19 protein-coding genes and 1 pseudogene are annotated in these 15,514 nt (G+C 61.6%); 18 read left to right on the forward strand and 2 right to left on the reverse strand.

All coding sequences use genetic code 11. The features are described from left to right. The 15 genes from NUW51_RS12715 to NUW51_RS12785 all read left to right on the forward strand — a co-directional run. Positions 1-1,465 (forward strand): RHS repeat domain-containing protein (locus NUW51_RS12715; RefSeq protein ID WP_265587992.1); only part of this gene is annotated, 1,465 nt, incomplete at its 5' end. Between the two features lie 319 nt (positions 1,466-1,784). Continuing rightward, positions 1,785-3,122, forward strand: coding sequence for a GspE/PulE family protein (locus tag NUW51_RS12720; protein WP_265587993.1), 1,338 nt, complete (start codon positions 1,785-1,787; stop codon positions 3,120-3,122). Between the two features lie 3 nt (positions 3,123-3,125). After that, positions 3,126-4,334 carry a type II secretion system F family protein gene (locus tag NUW51_RS12725; protein ID WP_265587994.1) on the forward strand — a complete coding sequence of 403 codons (1,209 nt, stop codon included), beginning with the start codon at positions 3,126-3,128 and terminating at the stop codon, positions 4,332-4,334. After that, positions 4,331-4,753 carry a type II secretion system major pseudopilin GspG gene (gspG, locus tag NUW51_RS12730; protein WP_265587995.1) on the forward strand — a complete coding sequence of 141 codons (423 nt, stop codon included), beginning with the start codon at positions 4,331-4,333 and terminating at the stop codon, positions 4,751-4,753. Before NUW51_RS12725 ends, gspG begins: the two co-directional genes overlap by 4 nt. After that, entirely contained in the window at positions 4,725-5,081 is a 357-nt protein-coding gene (locus tag NUW51_RS12735) for a prepilin-type N-terminal cleavage/methylation domain-containing protein (protein ID WP_265587996.1), read from the forward strand. The genes gspG and NUW51_RS12735 overlap by 29 nt, the downstream gene beginning before the upstream one ends. Next, entirely contained in the window at positions 5,078-5,455 is a 378-nt protein-coding gene (locus NUW51_RS12740; protein WP_265587997.1) for a prepilin-type N-terminal cleavage/methylation domain-containing protein, read from the forward strand. Before NUW51_RS12735 ends, NUW51_RS12740 begins: the two co-directional genes overlap by 4 nt. Further along, positions 5,445-5,987, forward strand: coding sequence for a type II secretion system protein (locus NUW51_RS12745; RefSeq protein ID WP_265587998.1), 543 nt, complete (start codon positions 5,445-5,447; stop codon positions 5,985-5,987). Before NUW51_RS12740 ends, NUW51_RS12745 begins: the two co-directional genes overlap by 11 nt. Further along, positions 5,984-7,012: a hypothetical protein gene (locus NUW51_RS12750; RefSeq protein WP_265587999.1), complete on the forward strand. Its 1,029-nt coding sequence runs from the start codon at positions 5,984-5,986 to the stop codon at positions 7,010-7,012. The genes NUW51_RS12745 and NUW51_RS12750 overlap by 4 nt, the downstream gene beginning before the upstream one ends. Before the next feature lie 29 nt (positions 7,013-7,041). Further along, a complete protein-coding gene (locus NUW51_RS12755) occupies positions 7,042-7,509 on the forward strand; it encodes a hypothetical protein (protein ID WP_265588000.1) in 468 nt (155 codons plus the stop codon). Beyond that, positions 7,506-7,910 carry a hypothetical protein gene (locus NUW51_RS12760; RefSeq protein ID WP_265588001.1) on the forward strand — a complete coding sequence of 135 codons (405 nt, stop codon included), beginning with the start codon at positions 7,506-7,508 and terminating at the stop codon, positions 7,908-7,910. Before NUW51_RS12755 ends, NUW51_RS12760 begins: the two co-directional genes overlap by 4 nt. A 4-nt stretch (positions 7,911-7,914) precedes the next feature. Further along, positions 7,915-9,840, forward strand: coding sequence for a secretin N-terminal domain-containing protein (locus NUW51_RS12765; RefSeq protein WP_265588002.1), 1,926 nt, complete (start codon positions 7,915-7,917; stop codon positions 9,838-9,840). Continuing rightward, the gene (locus tag NUW51_RS12770; protein WP_265588003.1) at positions 9,824-10,477 is read left to right on the forward strand and encodes a hypothetical protein; all 654 of its coding nucleotides are present in this window, start codon (positions 9,824-9,826) and stop codon (positions 10,475-10,477) included. The genes NUW51_RS12765 and NUW51_RS12770 overlap by 17 nt, the downstream gene beginning before the upstream one ends. Continuing rightward, a complete protein-coding gene (locus tag NUW51_RS12775) occupies positions 10,477-11,184 on the forward strand; it encodes a hypothetical protein (protein ID WP_265588004.1) in 708 nt (235 codons plus the stop codon). The genes NUW51_RS12770 and NUW51_RS12775 overlap by 1 nt, the downstream gene beginning before the upstream one ends. 268 nt (positions 11,185-11,452) lie before the next feature. Then, positions 11,453-11,641, forward strand: coding sequence for a hypothetical protein (locus tag NUW51_RS12780; RefSeq protein ID WP_265588005.1), 189 nt, complete (start codon positions 11,453-11,455; stop codon positions 11,639-11,641). 309 nt (positions 11,642-11,950) lie between these two features. Next, positions 11,951-12,250, forward strand: coding sequence for a hypothetical protein (locus NUW51_RS12785; protein ID WP_265588006.1), 300 nt, complete (start codon positions 11,951-11,953; stop codon positions 12,248-12,250). A gap of 607 nt (positions 12,251-12,857) precedes the next feature. Here NUW51_RS12785 and NUW51_RS12790 read toward each other — a convergent pair. Further along, positions 12,858-13,340 carry a hypothetical protein gene (locus NUW51_RS12790; protein WP_265588007.1) on the reverse strand — a complete coding sequence of 161 codons (483 nt, stop codon included), beginning with the start codon at positions 13,338-13,340 and terminating at the stop codon, positions 12,858-12,860. A 17-nt stretch (positions 13,341-13,357) separates the two neighbouring features. Next, positions 13,358-13,762 (reverse strand): hypothetical protein, encoded by a 405-nt coding sequence (locus NUW51_RS12795; RefSeq protein WP_265588008.1) that lies wholly within the window; start codon positions 13,760-13,762, stop codon positions 13,358-13,360. A 681-nt stretch (positions 13,763-14,443) separates the two neighbouring features. Here NUW51_RS12795 and NUW51_RS12805 point away from each other — a divergent pair. The 3 genes and pseudogenes from NUW51_RS12805 to NUW51_RS12815 form a co-directional block, all read left to right on the forward strand. Continuing rightward, positions 14,444-14,635, forward strand: coding sequence for a hypothetical protein (locus tag NUW51_RS12805; RefSeq protein WP_265588010.1), 192 nt, complete (start codon positions 14,444-14,446; stop codon positions 14,633-14,635). Positions 14,636-14,703: 68 nt separating this feature from the next. Continuing rightward, complete coding sequence (locus NUW51_RS12810; RefSeq protein WP_265588011.1) at positions 14,704-15,033, forward strand: hypothetical protein; 330 nt, start codon at positions 14,704-14,706, stop codon at positions 15,031-15,033. A 66-nt stretch (positions 15,034-15,099) separates the two neighbouring features. Continuing rightward, positions 15,100-15,456: pseudogene (locus NUW51_RS12815) on the forward strand (IS6 family transposase); the annotation flags it as partial. Positions 15,457-15,514 lie beyond the last annotated feature (58 nt).

Here is a 15,514-nt window from a genome sequence, read left to right on the forward strand (position 1 = left end):
GTTCGGCTATGACAATTTGGGCCGTATGACGAGCACCGCGCTGGGCAATGGCACGGCGCAGAGCGTGCAGACCTCGAATGTCGATGCGGTCGGGCGCCTGCTCCAGCTGGCCAACGACTTGCCCGGCAGTGGATCCGACCTGACCAGCAGCTTCAGCTATACGCCCGCTGGCCAGATCGCGACTGTCGATCGTTCGCACGAGGCCTATAGTTTCGACGGCCACCAGCCGGGGACCGAGAATTATACGGTCAACGGGCTCAACCAGTTCGTCACCGCGGCGGGCGAGGCGATGGATTATGACGCGCGCGGCAACCTCACCGACTGGGGCACCAGGCAGTTCGGCTATGACAGCGAGAATTTCCTGACTAGCGGCCCCAATGGCGTGAGCCTGTCCTACGACCCGCTCGGGCGACTGCGCACGCTGGTCGACGGCCAGGGGGTGGAGACGAACTTCGTCTATGACGGTCTCGACCTCATCCAGGAAACCGACGGCGGCGGCAATGCGCTGCGCTGGTACGTGCACGGCCCCGGCATGGACAATCCGCTGGTCTGGTACGAAGGCGCGACCCCGGGCTCGGGCAACCGCCAATATCTGATGCGCGACGAGCGCGGCTCGATCGTCAGCGTCACCGACAATGCGGGTCAGATCGTCGCGGTGAACAGCTATGGCGCTTATGGCGAGCCCGGCGCGGGCAATGTCGGCCGGTTCCAATATACGGGCCAAACCTGGATCGATGAACTCGACCTATATTATTACAAGGCCCGCTTTTATTCGCCGGATCTTGGCCGGTTCATGCAGACCGATCCGATTGGGTATGGCGACGGGTTGAATTTCTATAATTATGTGGGTGGGGATCCGATTAATTTCGCAGATCCGCTCGGACTTGATAGCGGCCCGATTGTCGTAACAGGTACGCCCGAGCCTTCTTGCCCCTCGAATGCAGTGATGTATGTTCAGAAAAGTGCTGGTCAAGACGTAATCAGTTGCGGAACGCCGACTAGCTCTCCTGATCAGGGAGTGGTTATTGTAGGGTCACGGGGCGGAAAAGGCGGAGGCAGTGGCAAAAGGCCTCCTAGGGTGCAGGCCCCTACACCAGTGTACATTCCACCTTCATGTCGAGCTCTGGCTGATCGCGTGAATTTCTTTAAGCCTCACTTGCCAAGCAGGGTCACACGCGAAAATGTATGGAATAATCCTGCTAATCTTAATTACTTTAAATTTGGCTATGAATACAATGTCAATGATTGGGGAGCCGTCAGCATACTGGGGTCAGTCGCCAAGATGCTAAACGGAAAACTAAATACGACACCAACTAAGACACCGGTAGAAGTCGTAGCAGGAGCTCTTATTTTGGTTGGCGCCGACGGAGCGCTGAGTAACTACAGAAAGATTCAAGCAATCGACGCAAGGCTCGAGCAAATCGCCAGGGTAAATGAAGGGAGCTGCCCAAATGTCCAATATTGATTGGGATCATTACCTAGTCGATCTCATTAAGTCGTTCGCGCAGTTTGCTGTAGCTATTTATATGTACATAGAATATCACAGCTTTTTTAATTGGGTGTGGCTCGTATCGCTATTCATAATAGTAAATGGACTTTTTGACTTTATCGTCGCATTGGTAAGGTTAAAGAAGGGCAGGGAATCCGAATAGAAAACTTAAATTTATCTCTATTTTCGTGCGGGGAAATAGGAAGTGACGATGTTATTCGTTGGGCTATGCAATCGGAATTTTTTTGCAGGGAGGTTTCTAGTAGATAGTTCGTTATCTGGGGCCGTGTTTGGAGTGCATGCTCCCGCCGACCTCGACCCCGCGCCCTTCGACTTCGCGTTCGGTCCGGGCAACTGGCGCTACGAGCAGCGGTCGGCGGACTGGATCGAGGCGCAGTGGGCGGCGCGCGAGCATGAAGAGCGGGCGGCGCGGGAGGAGCTATCCGCCGCGCTTCCCGCGCCCACGCCCGAAGAGGAGGATGCTGGACTGGGGCCGGCGGGGCGGTATCTCGTCCAGCGGTTGCGCCAGGCGCGGCGGGCGGGGTCGTCCGATGTGCATCTCGAGGCCGGGGCGGCGGGCACCGTGGTGCGCCAGCGTATCGACGGGCGGCTGCTCAAGGTCGACCGGCTCGAGGCTGGCGAAGCGCGCGCGGTGGTCAATCGGGTCAAGATCCTCGCCGGGCTCGACCTTGCCGAAAGCCGCATCCCGCAGGACGGGCGGCTGCGCTTCACCACTGCCGATGGCCCGGTCGACGTGCGGGTCGCAACGACGCCGGGCGTGCATGGGGAATCGGTCGTGCTGCGCCTCCTCGGCCAGACCATGCGCAGCCTCGCGCTCGAGGAGATCGGGTTGCCCGAGGCCGTGCGCGCGGGGCTGGAGGAGGTGCTCGCCCAGCCCAATGGGATCGTCATCCTCACCGGTCCCACGGGGTCGGGCAAGACGACGACGCTCTATGCCGCCTTGTCGCGGCTCAACCGGCCCGAGGTGAAGATTCTCACCGTCGAAGACCCGGTGGAAATCATGCTCGACGGCATCACGCAGGTGGCGGTCAAGCCCGAAATCGGGCTGACCTTCGCCTCGGCGCTGCGTTCGTTCCTGCGGCAGGACCCCGACGTGATGATGGTCGGCGAAGTGCGCGACCGCGACACCGCCGATATCGCGCTGCGATCGGCGATGACCGGGCATTTGGTGCTGACCAGCCTGCATACGAACAGCGCCGCCGAGGCCTTCGCTCGGCTGCGCGATATCGGCATCGAGAATTACCTGGCTGCCGCGACGGTGCGCGCGGTCATCGCGCAGCGGCTGGCGCGGCGCCTGTGCGATGCCTGCAAGCGGGCCCGCCCGGTGACCGCGGCCGAGGCGGCACGGTTCGACGAGGCGGGCGTGGCGGCACCATCGCAGATTTATGACGCGGTAGGGTGCCCGAGTTGCGATGGCAGCGGCTATCGCGGCCGCGTGCCGCTGGCCGAATTGCTGCGGGTCGGCGAGGCGGAGCAGCGCGCGGTGGATGCGGGCGACGATGCCGCGCTGCGGGCCACGCTGCGGCCGCACGAGACGCTCGCCGGACGCGGTCTTGCGGCGGTCGCGGCGGGCGACACCGATGTCGCCGAATTGGCGCGGTTGGCGGACTGATCGATGGCGGAATGGCGCGCCAGGGTCGTGACTGCCGAGGGCAAGCGGGACGAGCGGATCGTCATCGCCGATGCCCGCGACGAGGCGGTCGTGCGCCTGATCGCGCAAGGCGATACGCCGTTGCAGGTGCGTACCGGCCCCCTTAGCCTGCGCGAGCGCCTCGATCAGCCGGTCCATCTGACATCTGCTGCAGGGGTGGGCGAGATCGCCTCGCTGCTCGACCGCTTCGCGATCCTTCTCGAGGCGGGTCTGCCGCTCGTCGATGCCGTCCGGCTGCTCGAGGAACAGGTGGTGTCGACGCGCCAACGCGCCTGGCTGCGCGAGGTCGCGGTGCGGCTGGAGGCAGGGCAGGAAGTGCATGAGGCATTTGCCGCCCGCGCCGTCCTGCCTGGCTGGGTGCTGGGCCTCATCGAAGCCTCGGCACGGTCGGGTGACCTCGTCGGCACGTTGCGCGATGCGGCGACGCGGCTGTCGACCATCGATGAGGCGCGGCGCGCCATCGTGACCGCGATGACCTATCCGATGGTCGTGCTGGTGGGTACGATACTCGCCGTCGCGATCATCCTGACGACTGTGGTGCCGCAATTCGCGCCCCTCTTCGAGGGCGAGGAAGCACGCTTGCCGCAGGCCACCTTGTGGGTGCTGGCCTTGGCCTCGCTGGTGGAGCGACACGGCACGTTCCTCCTCCTCGCCGTAATCGCCTTGCCGATGGCGCTCACGGCCTTCCTGCGTCGACCGCCATGGCGCGCGGCGCTCCTTGCACGATCTTCTTTTCCGGGGCGCCAGTTGCGTGACCAATATCTGGCCGGACGTACCTGCTCTATCCTTGGCGGCCTTTTGTCCAAGGGAGTGCTGCTGCCCGACGCGCTACGGCTCGCTTCCGCAGGAACGTCGAGCGAGCGATGGCGCCGCGACCTTCTCGCCATCCGCGAACGATTATTCGAGGGCGACATGCCTTCACGCGCTTTTGCCAGAACCCGTGTGTTCCCGGTGTCGGTCGTCGCGCTGGTCGAAGTGGGGGAACGGTCGGGCAGGCTCGGTCCGACGCTCGAACGCGCTGGCCAGATCATGTCATCGATTGCCTCATCAAGAATTAACCGATTGATCTCATTGGTCAATCCAGCGATGATCGTGCTGCTCGGTGTCATTGTCGCGACTCTCGTCTCGGGGGTCATGATGGGTATTTTTGCGTTGGGGGACATCACCGCATGACGGATCAATCGCGGCCGCGTGAGCGAGGCTTCACGCTGATGGAAATGATCGTCGTGCTGGTGGTGATCGGCCTCATCGCGACGATGGTCGTGCCCCAGGTCATGGGCATGCTCGACAGCGCCAAGAGCAAGACGGCCCGGCTGCAGCTGAATAATGTCGAGCAGGCGGTGCGTTATTTCGAAATCGACATGGGACGATATCCGACGAGCGAGGAAGGCCTCGCCGTCCTGCTCGAAGCACCGGAAGACGACCTCACATGGATGGGGCCCTATCTGTCGGAGGTACGCCAGCTGCGCGATCCCTGGAACCGGGAGTTACGATATGAAGAGCGCGACGGCGGCTATCGCCTGTGGACGCTCGGCGCCGATGGCGAGGAGGGGGGCAAGGGCGATGACGCCGACCTCGAACTCGCGCGCTGACGCCGGTTTCTCGCTGGTAGAGCTGCTCGTGGCGCTGGCATTGATGGCGCTGGTGACGACGCTCGTGCTATTTGCGGCGCCGCGTGGTTCGCCGCATGATCGCCCGCCGGGCGAGAAGGTACTGGCCCAGCTGGCGCAGGCGCGGCGTGCGGCGATCGCGCACAGGCGCGTCACTTTCGTGACAGTGAAAGCCGACGACGCGGCAAGCGAGGCGCACATCTTTCGCTTTTATCCCGATGGCTCCTCAAATGGCGGAGCAATTCGCCTGTCGCCGCACGAATTGGTCGAGGTCGACATTCTCGGTGGTCGCGCACGGGTGTTGCCATGAGCCGCGCCCGGGGCTTCACGTTGGTCGAAGTGCTGGTGGCGCTGGTCGTGACTGCGATCGTCCTGATCGTCGTTGCCAACGGCATGCAGGCATCGGACCGGCGCCAGGCTCTCGTGCGCGAGCGCGATGCGGCTGCCGCGCTGGCATCAGACATCGTTGAGGGCTGGCTGGCGAGCGGCGGACAAATCGAGGTAAGTGGCACGGCGGGAAAGCTCGCGGTGAGTGTCGAGCAACAGACAATCTTCGAAGACGAAATCACCGGGGCCCGGCTCAATGAACTGAGCGTCACCATCGCCACCCCTTCGGGACGTCGCCTCGCTACGCTGACACGGCGGCATCTATTCGACGGCAAGGTTGACCAAGATGCGCGCTGACGGCTTCACCCTGATTGAGCTTCTCGTCGTCCTAGTAGCGGCATCTCTCCTGCTCGTCGGGCTTGGGCAGTCGTTCGGGCAATATGCCGACAGGTACCGGGTCGAGCGCTCAGCTGATGGGGCCGCGGAGCGACGCGCGCTGTCAACCAAACTGGACTGGATCGCCGATCACGCGCTGGTGGAGGACGCAGGTCAAGTGGTATGCGACAAGGAGCGTCTCGAGGCGCCCGCGTTCCTACCTCTGTCGTTGGGTGGCGGCGAAGGTCGCCTGGAATTGACGGTGTCGGGCGGGCAAGCATCGCACGTGACGCTGGGGCTGGCGGGGGCTGGCAAGAACGTTGCTATCGAAATCCTGCGCGCGGCTGGGGACGTCGGCATCAATTGCCTCTATGCAGCCACGAGCCCCGGAGAAGAACGGCGTCTGCGGGGCTTCGCATTGCAGGGCAAGCAGGGACGTGTCGCGGTTCGCGCCTTCCGACCGCTGGTGGCAGCGGAGTGCCATTATGATTCGATCGCGAGGACCTGCCGATGACGGTCGATTGGCGACTTTCGATGATGCGCGCGCGAGCGCATTCCCGGCGCGGCTTCGATTGGTGGTGGGGCACGGTGGAGGACATGCTCCCGCTTGCCTTGCGGCAACGCCTGCTGTCCCGCCGGCCGGTGTCGATCTTTCGATGTGAAGGAGAGAAACTTTTCGTTCAACTTTCCGACGGGAGCGGCAGTGCGCATTATGAGATTTCGGGTGGCATGGACGGACTCGATAATGCGCGCCGCGGCGAAGTTTCTCGCTGGGTCGACGAACGAAAGGCCATGATCGCCCTTCGGGCACCAGACATGCTGCAGATCGACATGCGGATGCCGAAGTTGAGCGGGCTTCAACTGGAGGCCGCGATCGAAAATCGCCTGCTCGTCGACTCCCCGATCGTTCCCGACGCACTACATTGGACCTGGCGGCTCATCGAGGTCACGCGCGGCGAGGTGGTGGTTCGCGTCTGGATCGCGCGGCGCGACGTGGTGGCACGGCGCTTGGCGCAGTTTACCGATGCCGGATTCACCGCGCCCTCGATCATGGTCGACACGGGCGACGGGCTCGTCGCGCTGGTCGATGGGGTCGATGGAAGTCGGGCGAGCAATTGGTGGTATCATCGTAAGACAGCCTTGATCGCCGGCGCGATCCTGGTGGCAACCCCGCTCGTCGCTACCGTTGCGGTGCACGCAAATATGTGGCGGCTCGACCGCGAAATGACCGCGATAGCGCCCGAATATGAGGCCAAGATGCGCGCGCTGCGGGCGATGGAACGCCAACAACGCGCGGCGCGGAAGGTGGGTGAAATCGCGAAACTGCCTAGCATTACCGCCGATTTCGAAACGGCGAACATGCTGGCCGACGACAATAGGGAACTCCTGTTTCTTGCGCGACGTCCCGGCACCGGACTTATTGGAACGATGACCGGCTCGATGGCCACCGCAGCCGACCGGCTGGAGCAAGAGGGTTTTACCGCTGTCGAGGTCGAGGAGCGGGATCGGACCACCGTCAATTTCGAGCCCGCCCGATGATAAGTGTGCGAACCCGAAGACACCAGCAGTTGCTAGCGGCGCTTATCAGTTTGGTGCCGGTCGCCCTTCTTGCAGTACTGATTTGGCAGGGCGTGAGCGGGCTGCGCGAGTTGCGCGCCGACCTTGCCAGCCAATCGATCCGCCTCGCGCAGCAACGGTTCGTCACCGGGCTCGAACTGGAACGTGGCCAGTCCTTGGCGAACGAAAAGTTGTTCATTAACGCAGCCGCCGGGGCAGAGGCTCTCGTGGTCGCGATCGAACAGCGACTTGCGGGAAAAAATGTGGAGTATGCGCTACAGGAGGGGCGTGAGTCAGACGACGGCACGCTCGTCCTGCCTATTGTCCTTCAAGGAGACGCTGCGGCGATCAGCGAGGCGATCGGGGCGCTTGAGGACAATGCCCCGGTGCTGCGCTTTCGGCATTGGTCGATTTCCGCCCAGGAGGAGGCGGGCAAGGTGACCTTCCGGGGCGAGCTTGTAGGTGTCGCCGGTCGATGAACAAGCGTTTGACCCGCATCGCCGTTTTGGGCGCTGCTGTTGCCATGTCGCTGCTCGGCGTGCGCGCATCGCTTGTCACACCAGCGCCATCGACCGATCGAGCGGAGCTGCGTCTGGCCACGGCGACAGTGGAAATGTTGCCCCTCGCCCCGCCGCCCATATTGAAAATCGAGGGTATGGCCTTGCCATCTGATAGCGCGGATAGAGCCGGGGCGTCTTTCAAGCTCGTCGGGATCGCGCATTCGCCACAGCGCGATCTTGCGCTGCTTCGCGATGACCGAGGCGAAACCCATCTATTGACCGCAGGCGACGCGCTGGAGGGTTGGTCTCTCCTGCGTGTCGAAGCCGATCGCGTCGCCCTGCGCGACGGGACGACCACCATTGAACTCCTATTGGATTGACACCATGAAGCTGAGTGCCCCCCAATTGACATACCGGAACGCCGCCGTCGCGGTGCTTTCATTTGCCGCCATCGCGACGCCCATCACGCCGCTGTCTATCGCGAGCGCGGCGGTCATCCAAGAAGAAGGGTTCACCCTCGGCTTCGTCGATGCCGACGTGCGAAGGGTGGCGGATGCGGTTTTCGGCTCGATGCTCGAGGTCGATTATGACGTCGACCCCGCCGTCCAAGGAAATGTCACGCTGCGCACGGTGCGTCCGGTGGGTCCCGACGAACTGATCAGGCTGTTTGAAAATGCGCTCCGCCCACTCGACGCGGTGATCTTGCGCGAGGGTTACCGCTATCGCTTACTACCGCGCAGTGTCGCGCGCTCGGTGGCGCCGCTCGGCGGGGAAGGGGCGTCGACGGCGGGCTTTGCTTCGGAGACGATCAAGGTCTCGCAAGGAGATGTCGAGGCGATCGCCAAGCTGATTTCCGAGGTTGCCGGGGAAGGCAGCGTCGCGGCGACCGACGTGGCGCGCGGCGAGATCATCGTGGTCGGCGATGCCAATCAGCGCGCCAATGCGCGGCGGATCGCGGAACGGTTCGATATAAGCGCGCTATCCGGCATGACATTCGAAATGGTGCGGCTATCGGCGGTCGAGCCCGAGACCGTCGCGGCAGAGCTGCGTCAGGTCTTCCAGCCGCCCTATGACATCATTGACAAGCGGGTGCGGCTCGTCCCCATGCCGCGCCTCGACTCGCTTCTCGTCATCGCATCCAACGACGCCGACATCGCGACGGTCCTCGAATGGGTCGACCGTTTCGACAGCGGCGCGGCGGGTAAGCGTCGTCTTTACAATTACGATGTGCAGAACGGCCGCGCCACCGACATGGCCCGCACCTTGCAGCTCGTGCTCGGCGTCGGCGACAGCGCGGTGGCCGCCATGCCCGCCCCCCGACGAATAGCCGATGCGGAAGAGGCGCTTGGCGCGCCCGAACTGCCGGCGATCGTGCCGGGACGCAGCGGCAGTGCGCGCATCGTGCCCAACGAAGCGACCAATTCGCTGCTCATCTATGCGGACGGCGCCGAATATTCGTTCATCGAGGAGGCACTCGAGCAACTCGATCGGCCTGTTCCCCAGGTGCTGATCGAGGCGGTGCTCGCCGAAGTCACACTGACCGAGGATTTCGAATTTGGGCTCGACTTCAACGCGCTGCTCGGTGACTTCAACATCATCAGCAATAGCGGCACCTCGCTACTTCCGGCGCCGCGACTGCCGGGTCTGTCGATAGGATATGAGCGGTCGCGCGCCTCGGCCGTCCTCAACGCGATCGACGCGAAGACCGATGTGCGAGTCCTGTCCGCGCCCAAGCTGATCGTGCTCAACAACCAGACCGCGACGCTACAGGTGGGCGACCAGGTTCCGGTGATCACCAGCCAGGTGCAAGGCGTGACCGCGCCCGGCGCGCCGATTGTCAACAATGTCGAGCTCAAAGACACCGGTGTGATCCTCGAGGTGACGCCGCGCGTGAACGAGAGCGGGGTGGTCACCTTCGACATCATCCAAGAAGTCAGCGATGTTGCGGAGACGACGTCGTCCGGGATTAACTCGCCCACCATCCAGCAGCGCCGCGTCGCCACCACCGTCACCACGACGTCAGGGCAGATGATCGCGCTTGGCGGGCTCATCCGGCATCGCGGGGTGGTGACCAAGTCGGGCATTCCCGTGCTCAGTCAGATTCCTCTGTTCGGCGGACTGTTCGGCAGTCGGCGCGAGGACGAGGCGCACACGGAACTTATCATCCTCCTGACGCCGACCGTTCTGCGCAACGCTGGCCAGGTTGGCGAAGCGGTCGATCAGCTGATCCTTGCTGTCGACGATGCCATCCCGCTGATCGAGCAAGGCATGGAGACGCAGGTGCGGAGGGGCGATGCGGCTGCGCGATAAGATCAATGGTTTCGCGCTTTTGAGTGCGCTTTGGCTGCTGCTCGGGATTGCGAGCGTGGCGGCGGCGCTCATCTATCTGCGTTGGCAAGGTGATCGTGAAAGTGCTCGAGCCATCCACGATCTTGGAGCCCGTTATTTGGCGGAAAGCGCCTTTCAGACGGTGATCGCGAACCGCCGCTTCGAACGCGGTGCGGCGCGGTTTGACGCTGGTGAAGCGGGAATATTGCTGAATATCGGCGGGGAGGCAGTATCGGTCCGCCTTATCGACCAGTCGACTAAGACCGATCTCAACCGTGCGCCAATGAGGGCTATCGAGAAACGCTTGTCGTCGCTGCCGCTCGGCGATGAGCAGCGCCGCATCCTGGCCGCGCGGATCGCACAGGCGCGGGCGGCGGACCGGCATTTTCGGTCGGTCGACGAATTGAGCGACCGTACCAATTCGGCCCAACTTCTGGCGACAGGATTCACCGCGGTAGGGGGAGCGATGGACTTCCAGCCGTTGGACGCACTAGGCGTCAATACAACGGTCACTGGCCCTCAAACTGTCGAGGTGGTAATCGAAGCAGACGATTGGTACGCGCATACGGTGATCGATGCTGCGGGGCAACGTATGCCGTTACAAATAGGGGGGCGGTGATGAAACGGTTCGCATCGCGTCCATTCGAACGCGGATCGAATCAGGAGGGCATGTTTGTCCATCTCGGGGTGTTCGAAGAACCCATAGACTATTTTTACTGCCGAAGGGTTGAGCGTCCGGCGCCCCGGCGACCGAAAATGGTCGCATTCGCGAGGAAGGCGATCTCATTGTCGCTCTCTGCATCGTTCAGTATCGGACTGCTCGCGCTGCTCTATTTTTCCTACCCCACGGTGTCTTCGCCGAAACAACCCACGCAGGGCGGCATCTCAATGTTCGACCTTGCAAGTGACGAGGCGATGGCGTCGTCTTCGGAGGAAACGCCGCCGCCGCCAACGAGCGATACACCCGCGCTTGCTTCTCGGTCCGATGCACCCCCCGAATGGCAGCGCATCATGATGGCTAGCACCGTAAGAGCGAAAAGCGCGACCACGCCCGCGACAGAAACGAGGCAGAGCGGTTCGCCATCATCACTGCGCCGCGAAACGATCTCCGGCACCACATTGGTGACCGCCGCCCAGCGCGACGCGCTCGAAGCCTTGTCACGCAGCCGTCCGGATCTTGCGGGCACCTATCGCTGCAGGCGGCTTGACGACGGATTCCGCTGCGCTGGTAAAGACAGCACACGAAGCCGTGACGTCGCACGCGAAATTAGCGAGATCCTCGCGCAAAGCGTGCCTTCCGGCACCAGCATGCTGGTGTCGATCTAAGGCCGAAGCGGCAGGTCTGAAAAAAAATGGTGCCGAATTGACGACAAAATAGGCACTCAAATCAATGTAAATTTCAAAGCCGCGGCGACAGTGGCGTCCGCTTCGCGCCCCATATCAGCCGCCCGCGAACAGTAGCCTCGATCCTGAAAGCCGCCCTTCATTCGGTACAACTCGGCCAGGGGCTACGTCACAACAGCCCGAAGCGCCCCTCGGTGGGGTTGCGCGTGAATACCGTGAGGTTGAGACCTCCGAGCTCACCTTCCGGCGGATGCTGATTTTCGATGATGATAAGCTGGTCGAAGTAATCCGCGCCTGTCGCTCGAGCCGGTCGCTGTCCGAGGCTGGGCGAACGCTGTTCGCTGTCTCGCGCTCCAAGCGCAAGTCGACCAACGACGCCGATCGCCTGCGCAAATATCTCGCGCGCTTCGACCTCGACTGGGAAGGGATCCAAAATTGATAAGATGCCCTGCCGAATGTCCGTAAAGGGTCGTTAGCGGACGTTGACGGCTGACCTCAAACGTAGGGCCGCATCCTCAAAAATCAGGCTGCAAAACAGCCAGTCAGCTATCGGCCCAATAGCGGCCATGACATTGAACGCCGTCCAATCGCTTCTATCATCGGGCCGATCATTTCCAGTGTGAGCCCAGTGGCTCGGCTAGCTCCAATACAGTTTTCACCGCGCTATTCTGAAGGTCGGGCGGATAGCCACATTTTATATGGCAGCGGATGGGTTGTTGACATTTCGTGGAGCAAGTCGCTTGGGAAGATGACGTATATCCCGAATGAAAACGTTATCACGAACCTTTTGACAAACGGCCGCGTCGAGACCGGCGACCTTTCGTGCTGGACCGTTGGCGCTGGCAGCAAATTCGCAGCGGTGACCATTAGCAGCGGCGGGCATACGCCCCCGTTTGGCTCCTACCTTTGCAACAAGGGGTCGGGAGGTAATGGCAATATTTATCAGGATGTGGACCTATCGTCCGAAGCGACGGCTATCGACGCGGGCAACGTTTATGCATTCTCGTCAAGTGCCCGCTGGGACGCGAACGGTTCGGTTCCAGATTAGCACCGTGTTGACCGCTGGCAGCACTGCCAACGTCTATTTTGACGAATGTTTTCTCGGCGTTCAGAAAGTCTAGAAGGGTAGGCAGCTTGGTTTGAGACGGAACCGCGTCTTATGAAACCCTAAGCAGGGTTCAGCATTATAAGGTCATGCTGTCACGATCGCACCTTGAGGAGCTCTCGCTGACCTGCAGGAACCTTGCCCAGCAGGCAGTTGATGACGCCTCCCGCGCAAGTCTCTTAAGCCTCGCAGACGAGTATGAGCGGCGGGCCAAGGCAGCGCCGGACACATCGATGGTCGTGGAATATAAGCGGCCCCTGTTCGACGAGGTGTTCGACCCGCGCGATGAATTGACCGTGCCTATGGAGAAACTAATTCCGCCAACGAGTTAATCGCTCGTTGCGTAACCGCGCCACATGGCTCCGGTCCAATTAACGGCTTGGGCCGAACCGAGCTCTCGCACCAATCGGCGCAGAAACCCTCGTCGGAAACGGCGGGGGTTTTTCTCTATTCTGAACACCCGCGAGGACACCCCGCACGCTGCGTTGCCCTTTTGAAAAAATGGGAGGGCAATCTTCTGAGCGCCCCCCCTTCGTATTTGAGATCGATTTCAGTTCGAAGCCGAGCGGACGAAAACCGCCTCACTGATGCGTTCAAACGCACCTTGATAGAGCGCGGCATCGAGAAGCGATTGCGACTTCGAGCTATCCTGGCCGTAGAAGGTCGAGGAGTCTTTCGCTTCAACAAAATTCAGGCGCACGCGAGAGGTCGTTGGGTTCAGTTGTTCAACATAGGCGGTTGCACGAACAGTCTTGTTCGAGCTGCTACCGCCCATGGCTTCCCAAAAGTTCGTCGAATTTTTCGTGTTGCTCTGGGCATTGATGAAACCGGTCTCCAAATCGGCCGCCAGCATCTGGTAGCCTAGATCCTGAAACACCGACACGGTGCTTGCGAACGCGACCGATTTAGGCACTTCGAAATCGCGCTGCTGCATGGCCTGAATTTCCATCGGCGTCATGCTGATCTTCTGGCCGCCGGCGCACGCCGACAGGGCAAGGGCGGCTACCGCCACCGTTACGAATTTACGCTTCATTTGGTATTCCCCCAGTTTTAGAATTCGCTTGCGCGCGACCGGAAGTCGCTCACAACATTGTTCTCGTCGAATTTGATGATGAGCGTCATCGTGCGCTGGGTGCGCGCGAGATTCGCAGCCTCGCTGGAACCGCCAGCAAGAAGGACGGTCCACCCGTTTGCGCTGCTCTCAGATTGGCTCACCGTTGCATGGCGCTGATACGACCAAACCTGTTCGCCTTGGCCGTTGACCGTGGTGATGTTCGGCGCTCCAAAAACCTCCAAGACCTCAGCTTGCGTAGTCTGACCGACGCGCAGGTTCATCGTCACGTTGCCCTGTGTGAGCTGGTTCATTCCTGCTGTCACAGGACGATCGACCGTGCCCCCGCATCCCGCGAGTGCAAAAGCCACCACGGCAAGGCCAGTTAGCTGGCTAATCTTCATTGTTACCCCCAGTTACTGTTACCGGGACGTAATGGACCGTCGGAAAGGCAATATCAAGCCGCCTTTGATTAACTATAATTCAACGCGGAAGAGACGGAATCTTAATTTTAGGTCGGCTATAAGTGCTCACGACGTGTCGAGAAGCGTCCAAGGGTCTTGTACGGTTGACCCTTGGGCGCTTCAACATTCGTGTCGTCCCCAATAGCGCGCCCACCTTTCCGCATGGCCACCTGAAACCATGGCGCAGGAGAGATCCACGCCGCTCGCCGTAACGCACCATGCCCCGGTTCGCGAACCTCCAGCCGCGCCGGTGGAAACGCATGACATCGCGGGCGCTCGAACGATCACATGGCCATGTCGGAGATTGCCGCGAGCGCCGCCAAGCAAATTGACGAGTGCGTTTCGCGCCTCGACGCCTGAGGAGGCGGGGCAGGGGTGCCCAGGTCGACACTCGCCATCGATCTCGCGCGCGGCGATCCCGGACAGGCGGATACGCGGGCCCTCCTCGCACCAGATCGGGCCGTCACCATCCCAGACTGCGACAGGCGTGCACTGGAACTCATTTCCGGCTGGAATCACGGGAGCGAGGGCAATTATCGCTGCGATTAATGACATGGCGGTAATAGTCCTTTAACGTGGATCATGCTCTAGCGGGTGTGCTCGGGCGATAAAGGGGGTCTCATGAAATATTTTCTAACCGCGCTCGCGCTGGCAATGGCACCAGCTTCCACCCTTCCCGCGTGCGCGGCGGGTTTCAATGCCGAGGTCGGTGCTTGCTGCAAGACCTGCCGAAAAGGCAAGGCGTGCGGCGATAGCTGCATCGCCCGCAACAAGACTTGCCACAAGCCAGCGGGATGCGCCTGCAACGGCTAGCCCGCACATTTGACAATTTATGAATTTACGTTAAGCAAAAGCGGCCGGATCGATGTGGGGGCTTCCGCATGGGTTTTGCTGCATCCGAAATCCGTTATCTTGGCGTGGTGCATCCCGTAGGGCAGGGCTTCTTATTCGAGCGCCTGGACCACGGCCCGCCGATCGATCTCGAAGATTTCGAGCCGGAGCCTCACCTTGTGGGAGCGCCGGTCATGCTCGTGCGCTACCAAACCGATCGGGGCTGGAGCCACATTGCTGGGATTTACAGCGCAACGGATGCGGACCTGAGAACGCCGACTGAGACTTGCGAGGTCGTCGTCACGACCGAGCTTTTGAGGAACCCGCCCAACCCTTCTGACGAGATCGACGTGCCGCGTCGGGCCCGGCACTTCGGCTAAGTATAGCCAGGGGTCTTGTCAGACCAAATGCACCGCTTGTTAAGGCGGGCAGGGTAGGGCCAATCGATGCCCCGTCGCAAAGTCCCAGCATCGCCGTTCCGCTACTTCAACTCATCGCCCGAGGTCATCCGTCTGGCGGTGATGATGTACGTGCGGTACCCGCTGTCGCTGCGTAACGTTGAGGACCTGCTGTTCGAGCGCGGGATCGACGTTGCGCACGAGACCGTGCGCTACTGGTGGAACCGGTTCGGTCCGCTGTTCGCCGGTGATATTCGCCGCCAGCGCGTCAGCCGGATGCGAGGGTTCAAGCATTGGAAGTGGCACCTCGACGAGATGGTAGTGAAGGTGAACGGCAAGCAGCACTATCTGTGGCGGGCGGTCGATCACGAGGGCGAGATCCTCGAGAGGGTCTTGTCAGACCAAATGCACCGGTCGTTAAGGAGGGCAAGATAGGGCGGCACGATGCCACGTTCCAGAGTGC

The organism is Sphingomicrobium arenosum, from assembly GCF_026157085.1.
GTDB classification, from domain to species: domain Bacteria; phylum Pseudomonadota; class Alphaproteobacteria; order Sphingomonadales; family Sphingomonadaceae; genus Sphingomicrobium; species Sphingomicrobium arenosum.

What these genes read in the sequence shown, in the direction of transcription:
- NUW51_RS12725 (WP_265587994.1), top strand. Translation starts at nt 3,126, where the DNA reads ATGGCGGAATGGCGCGCCAGGGTCGTGACTGCCGAGGGCAAGCGGGAC.
- gspG (WP_265587995.1), top strand. Translation starts at nt 4,331, where the DNA reads ATGACGGATCAATCGCGGCCGCGTGAGCGAGGCTTCACGCTGATGGAA.
- NUW51_RS12735 (WP_265587996.1), top strand. Translation starts at nt 4,725, where the DNA reads ATGACGCCGACCTCGAACTCGCGCGCTGACGCCGGTTTCTCGCTGGTA.
- NUW51_RS12740 (WP_265587997.1), top strand. Translation starts at nt 5,078, where the DNA reads ATGAGCCGCGCCCGGGGCTTCACGTTGGTCGAAGTGCTGGTGGCGCTG.
- NUW51_RS12745 (WP_265587998.1), top strand. Translation starts at nt 5,445, where the DNA reads ATGCGCGCTGACGGCTTCACCCTGATTGAGCTTCTCGTCGTCCTAGTA.
- NUW51_RS12750 (WP_265587999.1), top strand. Translation starts at nt 5,984, where the DNA reads ATGACGGTCGATTGGCGACTTTCGATGATGCGCGCGCGAGCGCATTCC.
- NUW51_RS12760 (WP_265588001.1), top strand. Translation starts at nt 7,506, where the DNA reads ATGAACAAGCGTTTGACCCGCATCGCCGTTTTGGGCGCTGCTGTTGCC.
- NUW51_RS12765 (WP_265588002.1), top strand. Translation starts at nt 7,915, where the DNA reads ATGAAGCTGAGTGCCCCCCAATTGACATACCGGAACGCCGCCGTCGCG.
- NUW51_RS12770 (WP_265588003.1), top strand. Translation starts at nt 9,824, where the DNA reads ATGCGGCTGCGCGATAAGATCAATGGTTTCGCGCTTTTGAGTGCGCTT.
- NUW51_RS12775 (WP_265588004.1), top strand. Translation starts at nt 10,477, where the DNA reads ATGAAACGGTTCGCATCGCGTCCATTCGAACGCGGATCGAATCAGGAG.
- NUW51_RS12780 (WP_265588005.1), top strand. Translation starts at nt 11,453, where the DNA reads ATGCTGATTTTCGATGATGATAAGCTGGTCGAAGTAATCCGCGCCTGT.
- NUW51_RS12785 (WP_265588006.1), top strand. Translation starts at nt 11,951, where the DNA reads ATGACGTATATCCCGAATGAAAACGTTATCACGAACCTTTTGACAAAC.
- NUW51_RS12790 (WP_265588007.1), bottom strand. Translation starts at nt 13,340, where the DNA reads ATGAAGCGTAAATTCGTAACGGTGGCGGTAGCCGCCCTTGCCCTGTCG.
- NUW51_RS12795 (WP_265588008.1), bottom strand. Translation starts at nt 13,762, where the DNA reads ATGAAGATTAGCCAGCTAACTGGCCTTGCCGTGGTGGCTTTTGCACTC.
- NUW51_RS12805 (WP_265588010.1), top strand. Translation starts at nt 14,444, where the DNA reads ATGAAATATTTTCTAACCGCGCTCGCGCTGGCAATGGCACCAGCTTCC.
- NUW51_RS12810 (WP_265588011.1), top strand. Translation starts at nt 14,704, where the DNA reads ATGGGTTTTGCTGCATCCGAAATCCGTTATCTTGGCGTGGTGCATCCC.